Annotated in this window: 16 protein-coding genes; 8 read left to right on the top strand and 8 right to left on the bottom strand. The window is 67.4% G+C overall.

What is annotated here, in order from left to right:
- Positions 1-15: 15 nt before the first annotated feature.
- Genes BJ997_RS17350 through BJ997_RS17335 form a run of 4 tightly spaced genes read right to left on the bottom strand, consistent with a single transcriptional unit; the run spans position 16 to position 4,765 of the window.
- On the bottom strand, positions 16-1,116 hold the full coding sequence (locus BJ997_RS17350) for a phosphotransferase family protein (protein ID WP_236628944.1): 1,101 nt from the start codon (positions 1,114-1,116) through the stop codon (positions 16-18).
- Entirely contained in the window at positions 1,116-2,351 is a 1,236-nt protein-coding gene (locus tag BJ997_RS17345) for an acyl-CoA dehydrogenase family protein (protein WP_035836568.1), read from the bottom strand. Before BJ997_RS17345 ends, BJ997_RS17350 begins: the two co-directional genes overlap by 1 nt.
- Before the next feature lie 27 nt (positions 2,352-2,378).
- Positions 2,379-3,152: an SDR family oxidoreductase gene (locus BJ997_RS17340; protein WP_035836567.1), complete on the bottom strand. Its 774-nt coding sequence runs from the start codon at positions 3,150-3,152 to the stop codon at positions 2,379-2,381.
- Positions 3,149-4,765, bottom strand: a complete 1,617-nt coding sequence (locus BJ997_RS17335; protein ID WP_221243986.1) for an AMP-binding protein — start codon at positions 4,763-4,765, stop codon at positions 3,149-3,151. Before BJ997_RS17335 ends, BJ997_RS17340 begins: the two co-directional genes overlap by 4 nt.
- A gap of 161 nt (positions 4,766-4,926) precedes the next feature.
- Between BJ997_RS17335 and BJ997_RS17330 the strand changes: the two genes are divergently transcribed.
- The gene (locus BJ997_RS17330; protein WP_236628943.1) at positions 4,927-5,544 is read left to right on the top strand and encodes a TetR/AcrR family transcriptional regulator; all 618 of its coding nucleotides are present in this window, start codon (positions 4,927-4,929) and stop codon (positions 5,542-5,544) included.
- Positions 5,545-5,705: 161 nt separating this feature from the next.
- Here the strand turns inward: BJ997_RS17330 and purL are convergent, their stop codons facing one another.
- Both purL and BJ997_RS17320 read right to left on the bottom strand, forming a co-directional pair.
- Positions 5,706-8,012 carry a phosphoribosylformylglycinamidine synthase subunit PurL gene (purL, locus tag BJ997_RS17325; RefSeq protein ID WP_035836565.1) on the bottom strand — a complete coding sequence of 769 codons (2,307 nt, stop codon included), beginning with the start codon at positions 8,010-8,012 and terminating at the stop codon, positions 5,706-5,708.
- Between the two features lie 201 nt (positions 8,013-8,213).
- Positions 8,214-8,900 carry a hypothetical protein gene (locus BJ997_RS17320; RefSeq protein WP_152602172.1) on the bottom strand — a complete coding sequence of 229 codons (687 nt, stop codon included), beginning with the start codon at positions 8,898-8,900 and terminating at the stop codon, positions 8,214-8,216.
- A 125-nt stretch (positions 8,901-9,025) separates the two neighbouring features.
- On the opposite strand from BJ997_RS17320, the gene BJ997_RS17315 reads away from it, so the two are divergent.
- The gene (locus BJ997_RS17315; RefSeq protein ID WP_052542221.1) at positions 9,026-9,391 is read left to right on the top strand and encodes a DUF4190 domain-containing protein; all 366 of its coding nucleotides are present in this window, start codon (positions 9,026-9,028) and stop codon (positions 9,389-9,391) included.
- A 134-nt stretch (positions 9,392-9,525) separates the two neighbouring features.
- Here the strand turns inward: BJ997_RS17315 and BJ997_RS17310 are convergent, their stop codons facing one another.
- Positions 9,526-11,115: an AMP-binding protein gene (locus BJ997_RS17310; RefSeq protein ID WP_035836563.1), complete on the bottom strand. Its 1,590-nt coding sequence runs from the start codon at positions 11,113-11,115 to the stop codon at positions 9,526-9,528.
- A 152-nt stretch (positions 11,116-11,267) separates the two neighbouring features.
- Here BJ997_RS17310 and BJ997_RS17305 point away from each other — a divergent pair, with 152 nt between their 5' ends.
- Positions 11,268-12,011 carry a phosphonatase-like hydrolase gene (locus tag BJ997_RS17305; RefSeq protein ID WP_169743169.1) on the top strand — a complete coding sequence of 248 codons (744 nt, stop codon included), beginning with the start codon at positions 11,268-11,270 and terminating at the stop codon, positions 12,009-12,011.
- Between the two features lie 99 nt (positions 12,012-12,110).
- Here the strand turns inward: BJ997_RS17305 and BJ997_RS17300 are convergent, their stop codons facing one another.
- Positions 12,111-12,941, bottom strand: a complete 831-nt coding sequence (locus BJ997_RS17300) for a thioesterase family protein (protein ID WP_052542220.1) — start codon at positions 12,939-12,941, stop codon at positions 12,111-12,113.
- Positions 12,942-13,167: 226 nt separating this feature from the next.
- Here BJ997_RS17300 and BJ997_RS17295 point away from each other — a divergent pair, with 226 nt between their 5' ends.
- From BJ997_RS17295 to BJ997_RS17275, 5 genes are read left to right on the top strand one after another with little or no spacing between them, the layout of a single operon-like run.
- A complete protein-coding gene (locus BJ997_RS17295) occupies positions 13,168-14,127 on the top strand; it encodes a phosphate/phosphite/phosphonate ABC transporter substrate-binding protein (RefSeq protein ID WP_236628942.1) in 960 nt (319 codons plus the stop codon).
- A 35-nt stretch (positions 14,128-14,162) separates the two neighbouring features.
- Positions 14,163-15,029 carry a phosphonate ABC transporter ATP-binding protein gene (gene phnC / locus BJ997_RS17290; RefSeq protein WP_052542225.1) on the top strand — a complete coding sequence of 289 codons (867 nt, stop codon included), beginning with the start codon at positions 14,163-14,165 and terminating at the stop codon, positions 15,027-15,029.
- Positions 15,026-16,714, top strand: coding sequence for a phosphonate ABC transporter, permease protein PhnE (gene phnE, locus BJ997_RS17285; RefSeq protein WP_035836562.1), 1,689 nt, complete (start codon positions 15,026-15,028; stop codon positions 16,712-16,714). The genes phnC and phnE overlap by 4 nt, the downstream gene beginning before the upstream one ends.
- Entirely contained in the window at positions 16,711-17,913 is a 1,203-nt protein-coding gene (locus tag BJ997_RS17280; protein WP_035836561.1) for a TIGR03364 family FAD-dependent oxidoreductase, read from the top strand. Before phnE ends, BJ997_RS17280 begins: the two co-directional genes overlap by 4 nt.
- Positions 17,910-18,761 carry a phosphonatase-like hydrolase gene (locus BJ997_RS17275; protein ID WP_183323634.1) on the top strand — a complete coding sequence of 284 codons (852 nt, stop codon included), beginning with the start codon at positions 17,910-17,912 and terminating at the stop codon, positions 18,759-18,761. The genes BJ997_RS17280 and BJ997_RS17275 overlap by 4 nt, the downstream gene beginning before the upstream one ends.
- Positions 18,762-18,965 lie beyond the last annotated feature (204 nt).

The raw sequence follows: 18,965 nt of genomic DNA, 5'->3' as shown, positions 1-18,965 counted from the left end.
AGCGTGGTGGTGGAGTTAGAAGTCGACGCCGGACGAGCGGCCGGCGAACTGGCGGGCGCCGTCGAGCAGGCGGGGGATGCCCTCCCCGAGGGACGGACCGAACGAGGTGTCGTCCGGGCGCTCGCCGTTGAGCCAGCGCGTGTAGATCGCTTCGCAGAAGATGGACGCCTTCCAGAGGGCGAGTGCCTGGTACCAGTTGAGTTCACGCAGGTCGAGTGGCATCTGCTCCTGGTATCGGTCCACGAGCTCGTGCCGGCTGAGGTAACCGGGTTGCCGGGTGACGCCGGTGAGCTCGAGGGGTGTCGAGGTGCTTCCGGGCTCGGAATAGGTGGCGGTGAGGTAGCCGAGGTCCGCGAGCGGGTCGCCAACGGTGGCCATTTCCCAGTCGAGCACCGCCAGCACGCGCGCGGGCGCGTCGGCGGCGAACAGCAGGTTGCCGGTGCGGTAGTCGCCGTGGATCACCGAGGCGGTCTGGCTCTGTGGGATGTTCTCGCCCAGCCAGCGGCCGATCCTGGCCACGTCGGGAAGGTCTCGGGTGGTGTTGACGCTCCACAGGCTGCCGAAGCGTTCGACCTGCCGGCGCAGGTACCCGTCCGGCCGGCCGAAGGTGGCGAGGCCTCCGGCGGTCACGGGCACCCGGTGCAGCTGCACGAGGGTGTCGACCACGGCCGCGCTTGTGGCGGCGCGCTGCTCCGGCGAGCCGAGCAGCGCGGGCACCTTGTCGGCGACCGTGATACCGCTGAGAAAGCTCATCACGTAAAAGGGAACGCCGAGCACTGACTCGTCGGCGCACACCGCGAGGATGCGCGGTACCGGCACGCCCTCTGCCGCCACCAGCTGCTGGATCCGCGCTTCTCGCACCATGTCGTGGGTAGATTTGGGCAGCGGGGGACGAGGGCCGCGGCGCAGCACGAACACGTCGGTGCCGCGTTCGATGCGGTACGTCACGTTCGACTGCCCGTCTCCGATGCGTGCCCAGCGCAGCGGCCCCGAGCCGAGGCCCTGTGCGTCGAGGAATTTCTCGACGGCTTCGAGGATCAATAGGGGAGGGGAGGCAAGCTGAGCGGCATCCGCTCTGCTCTGCACTACCTCGACGCCGTCCGGAATCATCGGCATCAGAACTCATCTCCCACATCGGCCAGGTAGGGTTCGCCAGCCGCGACGGCCGCCGCACGGCGAGCGGATGCCCGACGCGAGATCGCCCACTTGTGAGTCTCGTTCGAGCCGTCGTAGATACGGAACGGACGTACCTCGTTGAGGTACGAGGCGAGGGGCAGATCGTCGGAGACGCCGTCGCCGCCGCAGAGCTGCACGCAACGGTCGATCACCCGGCAGACAGCCTCGGAGACGTACACCTTGGCGACCGAGGACAGAGCCGAGCCGGCTTTCGCGTCCGTCGCCAGAAGCAGTGCTGTCTTGGTGATGATGGCATCGGAGGTCTCGATGTCGATCACGCACTGGGCGATGAGTTCCTGCGCGAGTCCGAGGTTCTTCATGGGCGAGCCGAAGATTTCGCGACGTTCAATGCGGTCGAGCGCGATATCGAGGGAGCGGCGGGCGAGGCCGAGCCAGCGCATGCAGTGCGTGAGCCGGGCAGGGCCGAGCCGAACCTGGGCGTAAGTGAAGCCCTTGCCGACCTCGCCGAGCACAGCCGAATCCGGCACGACGCAGTTCTCGAAGTGCACGTGCGGATGCCCGCCGTCGATGGCCCTGTCCATGGTATGGATGAGTTTGCCCACCCGAACGCCAGGGTTGGCGAGGTCGACGAGCAGCATGGTGGCACCGGCGGGCGAGCCGCCGACGGCCTCGGTGCGGGTCATCACGATGCAGAAGTCGGCCAGGAGGGCGCCGCTCGTAAAGCGCTTGTGACCGGTGATCGACCAGCCGCCGTCGACCTTGGTGGCGGTCGTGAGCAGCGCGGCCGGGTCGGAGCCCGCTCCGGGGTGTGGTTCCGTCATGCCGAAGCACGAGCGGGTGTCGCCGTTAGCGAGCGGCACGAGGTAGCGCTGCTTCTGCTCCTCCGTGCCGATGAGGGCGAGCATATGCATATTGCCCTCGTCGGGCGCCATGCAGTTGAGCGCGCTCGGGCCGATCAGTGAGTAGCCGGCCTCCTGAAAAATCACGGACCAGTGCTCGATGGGCAACCCTTGGCCGCCGTACCGCGTCGATACGTGCGGGGCGAAGATCCCCGCCTCCTTCGCGGCCATTTGCAAGCGGATGCGCGTGGCCGCGTCGAGCGCTTCGCCGGGGTGGGGCTCGGCGGGGATGACCGTGGAACGGATGAAGTTCCGGGTGCGCAGGCGCAGGTCTTCGAGGTGTTCGGGTGAGAGGGTCGAGGGCGAATCAGTCATTCGGGGTCCTTTCGGGCAACAGCGTGGTTAGGCGACGCCGCCGGCGGCGAGCAGGCCGCCGTCGAGGTTCAGCACCTGGCCGGAGATCCAGCCGGCGTCATCGGAGGCGAGAAAGGCCACGGCGGCGGCCACGTCATCGGGCAGGCCGAGGCGGCCGAGCGGATACTGAGCGGCGACCTCGGCTTCCTTGCCCTCGTAGAGCGCCTTCGCGAACTGGGTCTTCACGACGGCGGGCGCCACGGCGTTCACTCGAACGGTCGGCCCCATCTCGGCGGCGAGGGTGCGAGTGAGGTGTGCGACAGCGGCCTTCGTGATGCCGTAGAAGCCGATGCCGGGCGAGGCTGTCTCGCCGGTCACCGACGACATATTAATGACGGACCCACCCCGGGTGGCGAAGTCCAGCCCGGGGTGGTGAACCAGGTCCTGGACCCAGGCGAGGGTGCCGAACAGGTTCACCTCGGCGATCTTGCGGGCGGCGTCGAGATCGAGGTCGATGAGCGGGCCGTAGACGGGGTTGATGCCCACATTGTTCACGAGGATATTGAGCGATCCGAACTCACGCGCCACGGTGTCGAGAACCTCCGCGCGGTGCGCAGGGTCGTGGGACTTTCCGGCCACGGCGATCACGCTGTCTGCGGGGAACTCGGCCACGGCCTGCTGCAGCGGCTGGGCGCCGCGCGCCGTGATGCAGACCCGGGCGCCCTCTGCTGCGAGTCGGTGCGCGATGGCGAGGCCGATACCGCGGCTGGCTCCGGTGACGAGGGCGGTCTTGCCCGCCAGACGAGGAGTGGCGTTGCTCATGAATGTCCTTTCCCGCGCAACTCCGCGCGGCGAATCTTTCCGGTCTCGGTCTTGGGAAGGTCGTCGATGATGTGGATGGATCTCGGGTATTTGTACGCGGCGAGCCGGTCTTTCGCGAACGTGACGAGGTCAGTCTCCGTGGCGTGGGTGCCGGCCTTCAGCGAGACGAAGGCCACCACGGTTTCGCCGCGGTAGGCATCCGCTTCGCCGATCACCGCCGCCTCGTGCACGCAGGGATGCGCGTACAGCGCGTCTTCGACTTCACGCGGCCACACCTTGAACCCCGAGACGTTGATCTGGTCCTTGAGCCGGTCGACAAGGTACACCCAGCCGAGGTCGTCGATGATGGCAACATCTCCGGTGCGCAACGATCCGCCCGGCATGGTCTCGGCGGTGGCGGCCGCGTTGTTCCAGTAGCCGGGAATGACCTGCGGGCCGGAGAGCTCGAGCTCGCCCTGCTCGCCGGGCAGCGTGGGGGAGCCGGCGGCGTCGAGGGTGCGGGCGGTCATCTGCGGCAGGAGTCGGCCGATCGAGAGCGTGCCGCTCGGCTCGTGCACGGGGGCGACCGTGCCCGAAGGCACGGCGATGACGCCCGAGGTGGTCTCGGTCATGCCGTAGGCGTTGTGGATGTACGCACCGAGGCGGTCTCGGAAGCGTTCGACGGTGACCGGGGGGATGGGGGCGCCGCCCGAGTACAGGGTCTTGACGGATGCGAAGTGGCCCGTGCCGGCATGCGGCAGCTCGAGGAGGGCGTTGAAGACCGTGATCGACCCTATCGTGTAGGTGACCCCGTGCCGGGGGAAGGCCTCGAGCACGATCTCGGGGTGAAAGCGACCGGTGAACACGAGCGTGGTGTCGGTGATGAGCGAGATCGCGCAGTTGATCACCGCGCCCGTGATGTGGAAGAGCGGGGCCACCGCGAGCACGACGTCGTTGGGCGCGAGACCGGCCCACGCCCCGAAGGTCGTAGCGACCTCGAGCACGTTGCCGTGGGTGTTCATCGCGCCCTTAGGTGGGCCGGTCGTACCGGACGTGTAGCTGAGCAGGGCCAGGTCGCTGCGGGTGAGGGTGATTGGGTCAGGCGCTTGGCCGTCGTGGAGCCGAATCAGGGTGACCATGTCGGCGACAGCGGATGCCACGGCATCCGTTTCCTGCTTCGCGGGTTTTTCCGGGAAGGCCCGGGGATCGTTTTCAGTCTGAAAGTCGCGAGCGCAGGTACTGATCAGCCAGCGCACCGTGCCGTTCGCCACCGTGTTGCTGGTCTCGGCCACGTCGGTGTCGGCGCAGATGATGCCGACGGCACCGGAATCGTCGATCAGTGCGCGCAGCTCCGTGTGCTTGTACATGGGGTTGAGCAGCAGTGGAACGGCGCCGAGTTTCCAGAGGGCGAGCAGCGCGAGAGCATAGTGCGGAACGTTCTGCAGGTAGAGGCCGACCCTATCGCCGCGGACGGTTCCGGTCTCCCATAGCGCCACGGCGAGGGCGTCGGAGGCCCGGTCGACCTCGGCGGCGGTCATCGCCCCGTCGAAGTAGCGCAGGGCAACCTGCTGCGGGTTGGCGTCGGTGCGCGCGTGCCACGCCTGGACCAGGGAATCGAATGTCAACGGTGTCACCTTTCTCCCTGGCCTCATCGCCGGGAAAACGATTCAAGAATTCGCTACCGAGCGATCGCTCGGTAGCCTTAGTATTGATGAACGGATGTTGTGTGTCAAGGTTGTGCACACAATCGGTTTTACCGTGAGAGCCCCGAGAGAGTGAGCCGCATGTGACGCAGATGACCGATATGGCCCACGTCGGCGGCCCCGTGCGGGCCTGGCGGGACTACACGGACGGCGCTCCGCCGCCCATGCTGCAGGCCGCGCTCGACTGCTTCGTGGAGCACGGCTACCACGGCACGAAAATTCGCACGGTGGCCGCCAGGGTGGGGCTGTCGGTGCCTGGTCTCTACCACCACTATCCGTCCAAACACGCCCTCCTCGTGTCGATCGTGCAGTTTGCCATGCGCGACCTGCTGGATCGGTGCGAGAGCGCCCTGGCCGAGGCCGGACCGGCCGTCGAGGACCGGTTTCGACTCCTGATCGAGTGTCTCGTGCTCTTTCACGCGCACCGCAGCGACCTCGCGTTCATCGCCGCGAGCGAGATCCGCAGCCTCGAAGGGGAGGCGCGCAGCGAACACATTGCTGCCAGGGACCGGCAGCAGCGCATGGTCGACGAAATCATCGACGCGGGTGTCGCCGTGGGAGCCTTTGGCACCGAGTACCCGCACGAGGCGAGTCTCGCGATCGTCACGATGTGCACCGGCGTCGCCCAGTGGTACCGGCTCGACGGCGCCCTCACGCCGGAGGAATTGGCGGTGCGCTACGACACGCTCGCGCGCCGCGCCCTCGCGTAGCGGCACGCCGCAACCGCCCGGTGAGGGTCGGCCTGCGAGGTCTCGATCGCTCCTTCGTCGCGCCTCGACCAGCGAGTCCGCAGGTCGAGGCGCGAGGCGCGAGGCACGAGCGATCGAGACCAGGTGAGAAGCTCCCCGCAGGCCGACCAGCGAGATTTTGGTTAGGCGAAGGCCGCCGGCAGGGTGGAGCGGTGACGGGCCTGCAAGTCGGCGAGGCTCACCGAGAACTGGTCCTGAATCTCCAGGGCGTGCAGCTGGGCATCCGTCACTCCGATGCGCAGCACCGGGTACTCGCGACCCTTGCAGAGACCAAGGAACTTCACGTCGTCCTCGCGCGGCACGCTCACGATGACGCGACCGGCCGATTCCGAGAACAGAGCAACGGATGCGTCGACGCCGTCACGCTCGCAGATGTCGCCGAGCCACACCCGGGCGCCTACGCCGAACCGCATCACCGCTTCGGCGAGGGCCTGGGCGAGCCCGCCCTCGCTGAGGTCGTGCGCGCTGTCGACGAGCGCTTCCTTGCTCGCGGCGTGCAGCAGCCCGGCGAGGGCGACCTCGCGGCTGAGGTCCACGGCCGGCGGGCGACCGCCGAGGTGGTTGTGCACGACACCGGCCCAGGCGGAGCCGTCGAGCTCTTCGGCGGTGGTGCCGAGCAGGTAGATGTTGTGTCCGTCGTCCTGCCAGCCACTCGGGGTGCGGCGTCCCACGTCGTCGATCACGCCGAGCACGGCCACCACGGGGGTGGGGTGGATCGGCTGGTCGCCGGTCTGGTTGTAGAACGATACGTTGCCGCCGGTGACGGGAATGCCGAGCTCGAGGCATCCGTCGGCCAGGGCGGTGACCGCCTCGCGGAACTGCCACATGACCTCGGGGTTTTCTGGGGAGCCGAAGTTGAGGCAGTCGCTCACGCCGGCCGGGATCGCGCCGGTGGCAGCCACGTTGCGGTACGCCTCGGCGAGGGCGAGCTGTGCGCCGCGGTACGGGTCGAGCTGGCAGTAGCGGCCGTTCGCGTCGGTGGCGATTGCGAAGCCGAGTCCGGATTCCTCGTCGACGCGGATCATCCCGCCGTCGTCGGGGAACGCGAGCGCGGTGTTGCCGCCCACGTAGTGGTCGTACTGGTCGGTGATCCAGCTCGGGTCGGCGAGGTTCGGCGAACCGAGCAGGTCGAGGAATTGGGCGCGCAGCGTCTCGGAATCGAGCGCTCGGGGCAGAACGGATGCGGTGTCAGCCTGTAGCGCGTCGATCCAGGTGGGGTACGCGAGCGGGCGCTCGTACACCGGGCCGTCGACCGCCACGGTGCGCGGGAGAACGTTGACGATCTCCTCACCGTGCCAGTTGATGATGAGGCGGCCGGTGTCGGTGACCTCGCCGAGCACGCTGGTTTCAACGTCCCACTTCTTCGTGACGGTGAGGAAGCCCTCAAGCTTCTCGGGCGTGACGACGGCCATCATGCGTTCCTGGCTCTCCGACATCAGGATCTCTTCGGCGGTGAGAGTGGGGTCGCGCAGCAGCACCTTGTCGAGCTCGATGAACATGCCGCCGTCGCCGTTCGAGGCCAGCTCGCTCGTGGCGCAGGAGATTCCCGCGGCGCCGAGGTCCTGGATGCCCTCGACGAGCTTGCCCTGGAACAGTTCGAGGCAGCACTCGATGAGCACCTTCTCGGCGAAGGGGTCACCCACCTGAACCGCGGGGCGCTTGGTGGGACCTCCAGCTGAGAACGTGTCGGAGGCGAGGATGGAGGCGCCGCCGATGCCGTCGCCGCCGGTGCGGGCACCGAACAGGATCACCTTGTTGCCGGCGCCGCGCGCGTTGGCGAGGTGCAGGTCTTCGTGACGCAGCACTCCCACGGAGAGCGCGTTGACGAGCGGGTTGCCCTGGTACACGGAGTCGAAGTAGGTCTCGCCGCCGATGTTGGGCAGGCCGAGGCAATTGCCGTAGAAGGAGATGCCGGAGACCACGCCGTGCACGACGCGGGCGGTGTCTGGATCGTGGATGTCGCCGAACCGCAGGGCGTCCATCACAGCGACCGGGCGGGCGCCCATCGAGATGATGTCGCGCACGATTCCGCCCACGCCGGTCGCGGCGCCCTGGAACGGCTCGATGTACGAGGGGTGGTTGTGCGACTCGATTTTGAAGGTGACGGCCCAGCCCTCGCCCACGTCGAGCACGCCGGCGTTTTCGCCCATGCCCACCATGAGGTTCTTCTTCATGGCGGGGGAAACCTTGTCGCCGAACTGGCGCAGGTACATCTTGGAGCTCTTGTAAGAGCAGTGCTCGCTCCACATCACGGAGTACATGGCCAGCTCGCCCGAGGTGGGGCGACGGCCCAGAATTTCACGGATCTTCGCGTACTCGTCGGTCTTCAGCCCGAGGGCGCCGTACGGCTGCTCCTTCTCGGGAGTCGCGGCGGCGTTCGCAACGGTGTCGGCGACGCCGCGGGAGTGGGTGGTGGTAACAGCGGTCACGTGGCGTTCTCCCAGATATAGCGGATGCTTGACCCGCTCAGTCTACCTGTCGCCCCCGGCCTGGCCGCTGTCCCTGCTCTCCGACGCATAGCTCCTGCAGATTGCAGGCCGGCCAGAGTTCGGCCCCGGAATCACGCGGAACTCCGGCTGGGCCGCCTTGATTTGCAGGAGTTATGCCCACGTGGCGGGGAAGCCAGGCGGTTAAGCGCTGAGCTGGGGGCGGTCGAGGTGCGCGCGATAGCCCTGCTCTGTCGCCCACGGCAGCCAGTTCTCCGGCAGCCAGGTGCCGTCGCGCAGTTGCGGATGGCTCGGGTGTCTGCGCAACGCCCAGAGCACGAAGACGAGTTCGGCCCACTCAGACGTGAGGCGCCAGGTGATCGGGCCGCTCGTTGACTGGGCCTGCAGGATGATCATGTTGAAACCCACGACCTGCATGAGGTCGATTGCCTCCCAGCTCCACGGGAAGAGTCCCTGCATGGTCTGGATGTAGAAGCCGCCGTTGGTGACGAAAAGCGTGCCGCCGAACAGCGGCCGCCAGGCCAGCTGCGCATCGGCGGCGGCCTGGTTGCGCCGGGATGCGTTGCTGGCCGCGCTCGCAGCGAGCGTTCCCGCGGCCAGTGCGAGCCCGAACACTCCGGTGCCCCACGCGAAGGTTGAGGATCGGTCGTAGGAACCGTTTCCGGCGGCATGGAAGGAATCCATGAACAGATTGCCGGCCGCAAGAGCCACCTCATCGTTGGCCAGGGGAAAGAGTGTGTCGATGCGGTGCTCGGGCATCCGTCCGTGAACGGTGTCGGCGACGATGTGGCAGGTGGTCCACAGTGCCGTATCGGCGGGCAGCCAGACCCGTGACGGCGGGTGCGTCGGGCTGTGTGGGGGAGGAGTCACACTCGAAGAGTAGCGCGCGCAGCCGCGAGCGTGTGCGTGCTTTTCAGCCGGTCGGAGCGGCGATATGCTGGGCGCATCATGCCCGCAACCCGTGTTGGTTGGGGCGGCGGAAAGCGAGAGAAACCATGTCCAACCCATCGAACCCACAGCTGCCCAATTCGCAGCACCCCGTGCAGTACCAGCAGAACGGTTACTCGCCGTACAACGCCCCGATCGCCTATCAGCCGGTCTACGCCGCCCAGTCCACCGGGCTCAGCGCCACCGCGCTCGTGCTCGGGCTGGTATCCATCTTCTTCGGCTTCACCTTCCTAGTGCCGCTGGGCGCCCTGATCTTCGGTATCCTCGCGTTGAAGCGTGAGCCGGCCGGCAAGGGCATGGCGATCACCGGCATCGTTATTGGCGGCCTGTTCATGCTGTTCTGGGTGCTCTTCGGTGGGGCCATTCTCGCCGTGATTCTCGCCGTGATGTCGACGCCGGGCGTCTCCGGGTAGCGTCCCGGCTCATAACTCCTGCACCTTCCGCGCCGGCCACAAATCAGCCTCGGAATTACGCGGAAGTCCGGTCGGGGCCGCTCAATCTGCAGGAGTTATGCCCGGAGGGGCGACGAGACCAAGCCAAGCGCGGGTCAGGGGGCGACGACCTCGCGGGCGCGAAGGTCCTTGCGCAGGATCTTGCCAGAGGCGGTCTTCGGAATCGCCTCGATGAACTCCACCCTGCGCACCTTCTTATGCGGCGCCACCCGCTCGGCCACGAAGGTCATGATGTCCTCGCCCGTGACTCCCGCCTCCGCAACGATCACCACGAAGGCTTTCGGGATCTCTTGGCCGTCCTCGTCGTTGACGCCGATCACGGCAGCGTCGTTCACATGCGGGTGCGTGAGCAGCAACGCCTCGAGTTCCGCAGGCGCAATCTGGTACCCCTTGTATTTGATGAGTTCCTTGCTGCGGTCCACAATGGTCACCTCGCCGAGCGCGCTCACCGTGGCGATGTCGCCGGTGTGCAGAAACCCCTCCGCGTCGATTGCGTGCCGGGTGGCCTCTACATTGCCGAGGTAACCGAGCATCACGTTGGGCCCGCGCACGAGCAGCTCGCCGCGCTCGCTCACGCCCTCGGCCGGCAGCTCGATCTCCTCGCCGGTTTCCGTTGACACGAGCTTGCATTCCATGTTCGGCAGGGTCACTCCCACCGATGCCCGCGACAGGTGCGGGGCATCGATCGGAATCAGGTGAGTCACCGGGCTCGCCTCGGTCATGCCGTAACCCTGCAACACCCGGCAGTCGAGGCGGCTTGCCACAGCTGCGGCCAGCGCCCCATCGAGTGGCGCCGCCCCCGACAGTATGGTGTGCACGCTCGACAGGTCGTACGAATCGATGAGCGGATGCTTCGCGACGGCCACCGCGATCGGCGGCGCGATGAACACGTAGGTGCAACGCTCATCCTGAATCAGGCGCAGGAAATCAACGAAGTCGAATTTGGCCATCGTCACGAGGGTGGCGCGCTGCTTGAAGGCGAGGTTGAGCAGAACCGTCATTCCGTAGATGTGGTAAAACGGCAGCAGTGCGAGCACTCGGTCTTCAGGCACCACGCCGATCAGATCGCGGGCCTGCTGCACGTTCGCCACGAGGTTTGTATGGCTGAGCATCACTCCCTTGGGCCGGGCGGTCGTTCCCGACGAGAAGGGCAGCACGGCCACGTGGGTGGCCGGGCGAATGCGCACGACCGGTGCCGGTGCATCCTCTGCCAGCAATTGCGCGAACGACGGATGCCCCTCCTCGCCGTCGAGCACTATGAGGTGGTCGTCGTCGAGGCCCAGCGCTCGTGCCGCGGCTGCGGCGGCTGGCAGCAGGGCTGTCACCGTGACGAGCCAGGTCGCGCCGGAATCCAAGAGCTGGCGCTCGATCTCCTCGGCCGTGTAGAGGGAGTTCAAAGTCGTGACCGTGGCGCCGGCCCGAAGGATGCCGTGGAACACGCTCGTGAACTCGGGGCTGTTCGGGCTGAGCAGTCCCACCACGGTTCCGGCGGCCACGCGACGTGACGCAAGCGCGCCGGCGACCGCGTTGATCTGCGTGATCAGCTCCCGGTAGCTCGTGCTCTCGCCGCTCTTGCCGTCGGTGACCGCGGGACGATCCAGATCTGCCTCGTCGATGTCGCCGAACAGGTAGTCGTAGATGCTGAGATCGGGAATCTCGACGGGGGCGTAAGGGCTGGTGAACACGAATAATCTCCTGTGATCTTCGGTGTGGCTGCTGCGCGCTCAGGCTACCCCGGCGAGCTGGGGGGCCGGCTGAGAGTTCCCCGATTGGGGGAATGGATCGCCCATGCGACCGCGCTATCGTTCAGCTGCCGACCCTTACCGAAAGGCGAAACATGATCTCCATCAGTGAAACCGTCACCACTGAATACGAAACGGACGACCTCGACCCCCTGGACGTGGAACTTGTCGTGTTCGACATGGCGGGGACGACAGTGCAAGACGAGGGCCTCGTGGAGCGCGCCTTCGCGCTCGCCGTGCGCACCGTGGGAATCGCCGACACCGACGAGGCGCTCGCTGAGGCCCTCGACTACGTGCGCGAGACCATGGGTCGATCCAAGATGGAGGTCTTCCGCGCGCTCGCTACCGACGAGGACGCGGCCCAGCATGCCAACGCGGTGTTCGAGAGCACCTACCTCGAACTCCTGCAGGAGGGTGGGGTCCGGGGCATCGAAGGCGCAGAGGACCTGTTCCGCGACCTGCGCAAGGTGGGCGTGAAGATTGCCCTGATCACGGGTTTCTCCCGCGCCACTCAGCAGGCCATCATTGAGGAGCTCGGCTGGAAGGACCACATTGATCTCGCGCTCTCACCAACGGATGCTGGCCGCGGCCGCCCGTATCCCGACCTGCCGCTCATGGCGCTGCTGCGCACGGGTGCCACGAACGTGGCAGCCATGGTCGTCGTGGGCGACACCGCGAGCGACATGATTTCGGGTGTCAATGCCGGCGCCGGCCTCGTGGTGGGCGTGCTGAGCGGCGCCCACGACGCCGACACCCTCGAGGAGGCCGGAGCGGATGCCGTGATCGAGAGCATCGCGGACCTCGCCGAGCTCCTTGGCCTCAACGACGACACCTTTTAGTCGCGCCGCGCCCCCGCCGCGACAGCGGGTAGTTGTCGGCCCAGGCTCCTGAAGCCGACAACCAGCCCGCTCTCGCGAGCGCGTGGCGCGTGTTCGGGGTCAGCGCATCGGGCGTACGGTGAGGATCTGCTCGGCGCGGCCGATGGGGCCGTCCTCGTCGTGGAGCACGCTGCTGGTGAGGCCATGGCCGGCCGGCCCGAACGTGACCGTGGTGTCCAGGCCCACCCAGTGGCCGGTCGGTTGGCGGTGCAGATGGATGGTGAGGTCGAGGTTCGGGTACATCCATTCAGTGGGCGACTCGCGCACGGCGACCCCGTTGGCCGTGTCGACGAGGGCGATGTATGAGGCGTGCGCGCTGCTGGGCTGCCCGGCGACGAGGGCGATCTCGGATCGGAGCCACGCGCCGCTTCTTCCGGGCAGCGGCGGCGCCACGGTCCTCGGCTCGAGGGAGGCGACGTAGCCGCCCGGCCAGGTCGCGGCCATCGGCCAGGGGGAGGCGCTGTCGGGTGAGGGCATCGGCTCCGGTTCGCCGCCGGCGACAGTCGTGGTGTCGGCCGTTCCGATGAACCACGCGCGGGCGAGTACGGCGGTACGGCCCGCGATGATCACGGTCGCTTCCACGAGCTCGATGGTGCGGCCGGGGCGGATGGTCGTGACCTGGATCTCGCACTCCTCGGCGGCGAGGAAGCCCAGAATGTCGAAGCTGATGCGCCCGAGCTCCATGCCGTTGGCGCCGCCTTCTTCGGCGGCTCGGTGCAGGTCGATGGCGTGCACGATCAGGCCGCCCAGCGGGCTGAAGTGGATCTCGTCGGCGTTCCACGCTCCGCCGGCATGCTCGGTCGGCCGGTAGCGGCCCGGGGCGATGGGCTCGAAGTATGCGCCGTGGAGCAGTGTGCTTCGGGCCGGGATGTCGTGATCAATGCTCGTCATGCCGGTTCCGCCTTCTGGTTGGTGAGCTGGGAGGTGAGCCCAGTCAACCGCACCAGATCCGTTCGCGCACCTTCGGGGGCCTCAACACTTCACCTGCTGGCTGTTCTCGGGCGGGAAGCGCCGGTCACGCCCTGTTCACCTGCCGGTTACCGCCCTCGACATGGCCGTTCGCGTGGGCTGCCTAACGTAGCTGAACGTACTGCCCTCGACTTTTGGAAGGTTTCACGTGGCTATCACCAGCTCCCTCTCTCACCGCAGCAACGCCCGCACCATTGCCACCAAGACCGCGATCGCCGCCGGTGCCGCCGTTCTGCTCACCCTGAGCCTGGCCTCCTGCTCAGCCGCCGATGCTTCGGCCACGGCCACAGACAGCACCGCGAGCTACGCGGCCGACGAGAACACGCTCGTCTTCGGCGTCGTGCCCGACTCCGTCGACACGCAGACCAACTACCAGCCACTGATGGACTATATCGAGGCCGAGACGGGCAAGACCGTGGAGTACCACGAGTCCACCGACTACGCGGCCCTGATCGAGGCGGCCATCGCCGGCAAGATCGACGTGGCCTCCTTCTCGGGGTTCACCTATCTCACGGCCACGACGAATGGCGCGGCTATCACGCCGATCTCCTCGATCGTCACCGAGGAGGGCCAGGAGCCGGGCTACTTCTCGCAGGCTATAGTTCCCGCCGACAGCCCGATCACCTCGATCGACGAATTCGCCGGCAAAAAGGTGTGCTTCGTCGACCCGTCGTCGACGAGCGGCTACCTCTTCCCCTCGTACAACCTGCTCGAAGCTGGCATCGACCCTGTCGCCGACGTGACGCCGGTCTTCGCCGGAAAGCACGACGTGAGCGTCACCAAGGTGGGCGAGGGCAAGGAGTGCGAGGTGGGCTTCGCCGAAGACAGCGAGGTCGCCAAGAACGACTCGGTGAAGGTGATCGCCGAGACCATGGTTCCCGGCGCCCCGATCGTAGTCTCCGACACGCTTCCCGACGAGATGAAGACGCAGCTCACCGACCTGCTCGCCGAGGTGACTATCGACGACATCATCGCGTCGGGCATCACCTCTGCAGATACGGATGCCTTCCGCGCCACGTTCTACTCCACAGAGCCGGTCAGCGATGAGTACTACGACACCATCCGCGACATCTGCGTGAAGACGCAGGCCGCGCAGTGCCAGGAGTAGTCGGCCATCCCGCCGCGTCGACCGGCGGCGGCGCCGTGATCGACGTGCGCACCTTGACCAAAAGTTTCGGAGAGACGACGGCCCTGCACGGGGTGTCCCTGACCGTGCAGGCCGGCGAGATCGTCGTACTGCTCGGCCTCTCCGGATCGGGCAAGTCAACGCTGCTGCGCCACCTCGACGGCCTCGAGCTGCCAACGGATGGCGCGGTGCGCGTTCTCGGCGACGAGGTGCCGCTCCTCCGTGGCCGCGCTTTGCGGGCCCTGCGCGGCAAGGTGGGCTTTGTTTTTCAGCAGTTCGAGCTGGTGGGCCCGCTCACAGTGTTGGAAAACGTGCTGACCGGCGCGCTGTTCCGCATCAGCGGGCCACGCCTGGGCCTGTGGAGCTACGGTCGGGCCGACAAGCTCGCCGCGTTCGCGCACCTGGACCGAGTGGGGCTGCGGGAACAGGCCTACCAACGGGCGGACACCCTCTCCGGCGGGCAGCAGCAACGGGTGGCAATCGCCCGGGCGCTCATGCAGAACCCGAGCATTCTGCTCGCCGACGAGCCTGTGGCCTCGCTCGACCCCGAGTCGAGTGCCCAAATCATGACCCTGATCAAGGACATTGCACGAGACAGCGGCCTCACAGTCGTGTGCAGCTTGCACCAGGTGGACCTCGCCCTCGCGTGGGCAGACCGCATCGTGGGCCTGCGGCACGGCGAGGTCGTGCTCGACACCCCGACTGCGGGGATCAGTAAGGCGCAGGTGATGGAGATCTACGGCCGCGTGGCGACCACGACGGCCGAGCTGGGCGTGATCGCGGCCGAGCTGGATACGACCGCGCCCGCACCGGCAGAGCCAGAGTCCTCCGACGACGCGCTCGACCTGCACACCTTCGCCTCGGCGCGGGACAACCGCCGGTGACGCTCACGCTCGAACGACCGGCGGCGGCCGACCCGGGCTCCGCGCCCGAACCAACACCCCGCCGCCGGGCCGCACCCGAGAAGATCGCTGCCCTCCTGACCCTCGTGGCGCTCGTCGTGGCATCCGTTGTGTCGCTCGTGAGCATCGACATCTCGATACCGCAGATGCTCGAAAGCTGGTCGAACGCGCAGCGGTTCTTCGACCGGGTGGGCGTGATCAGCTTTCCCGAGCCCGGCGAACTGCTCTACCTGACGGCGCTCACTGTGGGACTCGTGCTCTGTGGCACGCTGTTCGCCGCGTTCTTCTCCGTGCCGATCGCGTACCTCGCCGCCGCCAACACGACGCCCGGACGCGGCTGGATGGCCGCCGCGCGCTTTCTCGGCGTGGCCACCCGGGCGGTTCCCGACGTGGTGCTCGCCATGGTGTTCGTGCTGATGTTCTCGCTCGGATCCCTGCCCGGAATTCTGGCCATCGGCATCCACTCGATCGGCATGATCTCGAAGATGTTCGCGGACGCGATCGAGCAGATCGACGAGGGGCCGCGACTCGCGATTCGCGCGACCGGCGGCTCGCGGCTGCAGCAGTTCACCGCTGGCGTGCTGCCGCAGGTGCTGCCGTCGTGGGTGGCCACGGTGCTGCACCGCAACGACATCAACCTGCGAGGATCGGTGATTCTCGGGTACGTGGGTGTGGCCGGACTCGGCCTCGAAATGTCGTACGCCTTCAAGTCGCTCAACTACTCGCTCGGCCTCGGCATCGCGCTCGTGATCTTCGCGCTGTGCGTCGTGATGGAGATCGTGTCGAGCGTCGTGCGCGCGGCCATGCTCGGCATGCAACCCACCGGACGCGGACTCGGCGACCGGTTGTTGCGCCGCCTGCCACGACGGCCTCGTGCCGCCGACGATGCCCGCCGCCCCTGGACGTCTGCCCGCACCCGCAACGCTCTGTGGGGCTGGACATCTGTGGCCGTCGTCGCCGGCAGCGTGTGGATCTGCGACATTCAGTGGGGCGACTTTCTCACAGTATGGGGCTACCTGCCCGAAACGGCCGCCAAATTCTGGCCGCCGAGCTTCGCTGCTTACTCCGCGCCGGTGATGTTCGAGGCGATGAGCGAAACCATCGCGATCGCGCTTGCCGCCACGATTCTCACCGTGATCGCCTCCGTCGTGATCGGGTCGCTCGCCGCCCGCAACGTAGCGCCGACCCCGCGGGTGCGCGCCGGTATGCGCCTCGTGCTCGTGTCGATTCGCGGCATTCCCGAGATCATCCTCGCGATTGTGCTCATCGTCGTGACGGGGCTCGGCGCGCAGGCCGGCACGATCGCCCTGGCCATCGGCGGCGTGGGGCTGCTCGGCAAGCTGCTCGCCGACTCGCTCGAGGAGGTGCAGCCGGGCCCCGAGCAGGCGCTCAAGGCAACCGGGGCCTCGCGCGGCCAGGTGTACGCCTCCGCGACACTGCCGCAGGGAATGAAGGCCCTGATCGGGCACAGTTTCTACATGCTCGACACCAACATTCGGGCGGCGACCATCCTCGGCCTCGTGGGCGGCGGCGGGGTGGGGTACTACCTGCTCAACGCCGGTCAGGGTTCGCGCTACGACCTTGTGACCACGATCGTGTTGATGATTCTGGTCACAGTGCTCGTGGTCGAGGGGCTCGGCATGTGGATGCGGCGGGTGTTCCGATGACGGCGAGCTTCGACGTTGCAGTCGTTGGCGCGGGCATCGTGGGCCTCGGGGCCGCGCTCGCCGCCGTCGACCGCGGCCTGAGCGTGGTCGTGATCGACCGGGCGAGCGAGCCGAGCGGGGCATCCGTTCGCAACTTCGGTCACCTGTGCTTCACGCCGCAAGACGGGCTTGCCCGGGAATTCGCGCTGGCCTCCCGCGAGATCTGGCTGCGTTTGGCTGCGGATGCCGATGTCTGGCTGCGCGAATCGGGCACCGTGGTGCTCGCCCGGCACCCCGACGAACTCGCGGTGCTGACCGAGTTCGCGCGCTCGCGTGGCAGTGCGCCGGCGTTCGCGCACGGGGCCGGCCCCGCACGGCCGGAGGTGGAGTTGCTCGGAGCAGCCCAGGTCGGAGCGCTCGTTCCGGTGGCCGCACGGAGCGCCGGTGGCGCGTTTCTGCCGTGGGACCTGCAGGTTAACCCTCGGCAGGCCTGCACGGCGCTGGCGGCGTATCTCGCGGGCAGGGGCGTGGCGTTTCGGCTGCGCACCGCGGTGACCGGGGTGCGCAGCGGGTCGGTGACCACCACCCGCGGACCGGTTTCGGCCGGCACCGTCATCGTGGCGGTGAATCACGACATCGATCAGCTCTATCCGGAGGTTGCCGAGCGGGCGGGCATCCGTCGCTGCGGACTGGACATGCTGCGCGTCGATGCCGGGCTGCGCGCTCCTCTCCCCGCGCCGCTGCTCACCGGCTGGTCGCTGCTGCGCTACGGGGCGTTCGCTTCGCTTCCCACGGCCGCGGCGCTCGGGGACAGGCTACGTGGCGAGTTTCCGGAACTCGCGGCCCTCGACCTCAACCAGATGTACACCCAGCTGCCGGACGGCTCGCTCATTGTGGGGGATACGCACTATCGCGGGGCATCCGTTTCTCCATTCCAGAACGAGCATGCGTTCGATGCCTTGCTGCGACTCACCGGGGAACTGTTCGGGGTGCCGCGCCCGCGCGTGCTCGAGCGCTGGCAGGGCGTCTACGCCTCCGGCATGAGCGATTTTCTCATCGAGCGGCCGGAGCCGGGCGTGCACCTGGTTGCGGCGACGACGGGCATCGGCATGACCACCGGGCTTGGCCTGTCCGAACGCGTCGTGGGCGGCGTTTACGGTTCAGCAATTTCTGTGCCACCGACCACCGCACTCTCCACTCCAGTGAAAGGCTTCTCATGACATCGACCCCAGACCTCTCGCCGATCGGCGCCCGCGGCGACAGCCGCGTGAATCCCGCACAGATCGACATCGACGATGACCCGCGCGGCGCGCCCTCCTCGCTCGCGACCCGCGACGCGGTCGAGCAGGCCCTCAGTGATTTCGACGATTTCGAGGATCTCGACATCGAGCTCGTCGTGTTTGACATGGCCGGAACGACCGTCCAGGATGACGGCCTCGTGGAGAGAGCCTTCGTGCTCGCCGCGCAGCGCAGCGGGATCGCCGCCACGGAAACCGCGCTCGAGGAGGCCCTCGCCTATGTGCGCGAGACGATGGGGCAGTCGAAGATCGATGTGTTCCGCGAGTTGACCGATACGGAGGCAGAGGCGCACAAGGCAAACGCGGCCTTCGAGACCGCGTATGGCGAGCTCATCGCACGCGTGGGTGTCAGCGGAATCGAAGGCGCCGAAGACCTGTTCCAGGAGTTGCGCGACGCCGGCGTGAAGATCGCGCTGACCACGGGCTTCTCCCGCGCCACGCAGGACGCGCTGATCGACTCGCTCGGGTGGGCGAACCTGATCGACCTGAGTCTCTCGCCGTCGGAGGCAGGGCGCGGACGCCCGCACCCGGACCTGCCGCTCACCGCTTTGCTGCGTATGGGCGTGTCGAGCGTCGCCGCACTGGTCGTGGTGGGGGATACCGCGAGCGACATGCTGTCCGGTACGAGTGCCGGCGCCGGACTGGTCGTGGGCGTGCGCACCGGAACGCACGACAGTGAAACCCTGGAGGCCGCCGGCGCCGACGTGGTGATCGACAGCGTGGCCGATCTCGCGGAGCTGCTCGGGCTGCGCGCCGAGTTCATCCACTAGGAGCGTGAGTCAGTAACGCCTATTTACGGTTGGTGCCGCGAAATACGGGTCCAAGCCTCGGGATGGGTTGGGCGGTGCTGGCCTGGCAATCAAGGCCTGTGGCGCAGGGATTGTGGTTGTGCCGATTGAAAAGAGGGCCACGGTCGCGTTGGTGGTTCAGGCGAGGTTGTTGCCGCGGCCCGTCAGGGCGGTTCCGCCCTGCTC

It is taken from the genome of Cryobacterium roopkundense (genome assembly GCF_014200405.1).
Taxonomy (GTDB): Bacteria; Actinomycetota; Actinomycetes; order Actinomycetales; family Microbacteriaceae; genus Cryobacterium; species Cryobacterium roopkundense.
The sequence above is the reverse complement of the archived record's forward strand: the minus strand, read 5'-3'. Positions and strand labels throughout refer to the sequence as shown.

Excerpts from the sequence above, each read along its gene's own strand:
- BJ997_RS17350 (WP_236628944.1), bottom strand. The coding sequence starts at position 1,116 with ATGCCGATGATTCCGGACGGCGTCGAGGTAGTGCAGAGCAGAGCGGAT.
- BJ997_RS17305 (WP_169743169.1), top strand. The coding sequence starts at position 11,268 with ATGATCTCCATCAGTGAAACCGTCACCACTGAATACGAAACGGACGAC.
- BJ997_RS17300 (WP_052542220.1), bottom strand. The coding sequence starts at position 12,941 with ATGACGAGCATTGATCACGACATCCCGGCCCGAAGCACACTGCTCCAC.
- BJ997_RS17280 (WP_035836561.1), top strand. The coding sequence starts at position 16,711 with ATGACGGCGAGCTTCGACGTTGCAGTCGTTGGCGCGGGCATCGTGGGC.
- BJ997_RS17315 (WP_052542221.1), top strand. The coding sequence starts at position 9,026 with ATGTCCAACCCATCGAACCCACAGCTGCCCAATTCGCAGCACCCCGTG.
- BJ997_RS17275 (WP_183323634.1), top strand. The coding sequence starts at position 17,910 with ATGACATCGACCCCAGACCTCTCGCCGATCGGCGCCCGCGGCGACAGC.
- BJ997_RS17330 (WP_236628943.1), top strand. The coding sequence starts at position 4,927 with ATGACCGATATGGCCCACGTCGGCGGCCCCGTGCGGGCCTGGCGGGAC.
- BJ997_RS17345 (WP_035836568.1), bottom strand. The coding sequence starts at position 2,351 with ATGACTGATTCGCCCTCGACCCTCTCACCCGAACACCTCGAAGACCTG.
- BJ997_RS17340 (WP_035836567.1), bottom strand. The coding sequence starts at position 3,152 with ATGAGCAACGCCACTCCTCGTCTGGCGGGCAAGACCGCCCTCGTCACC.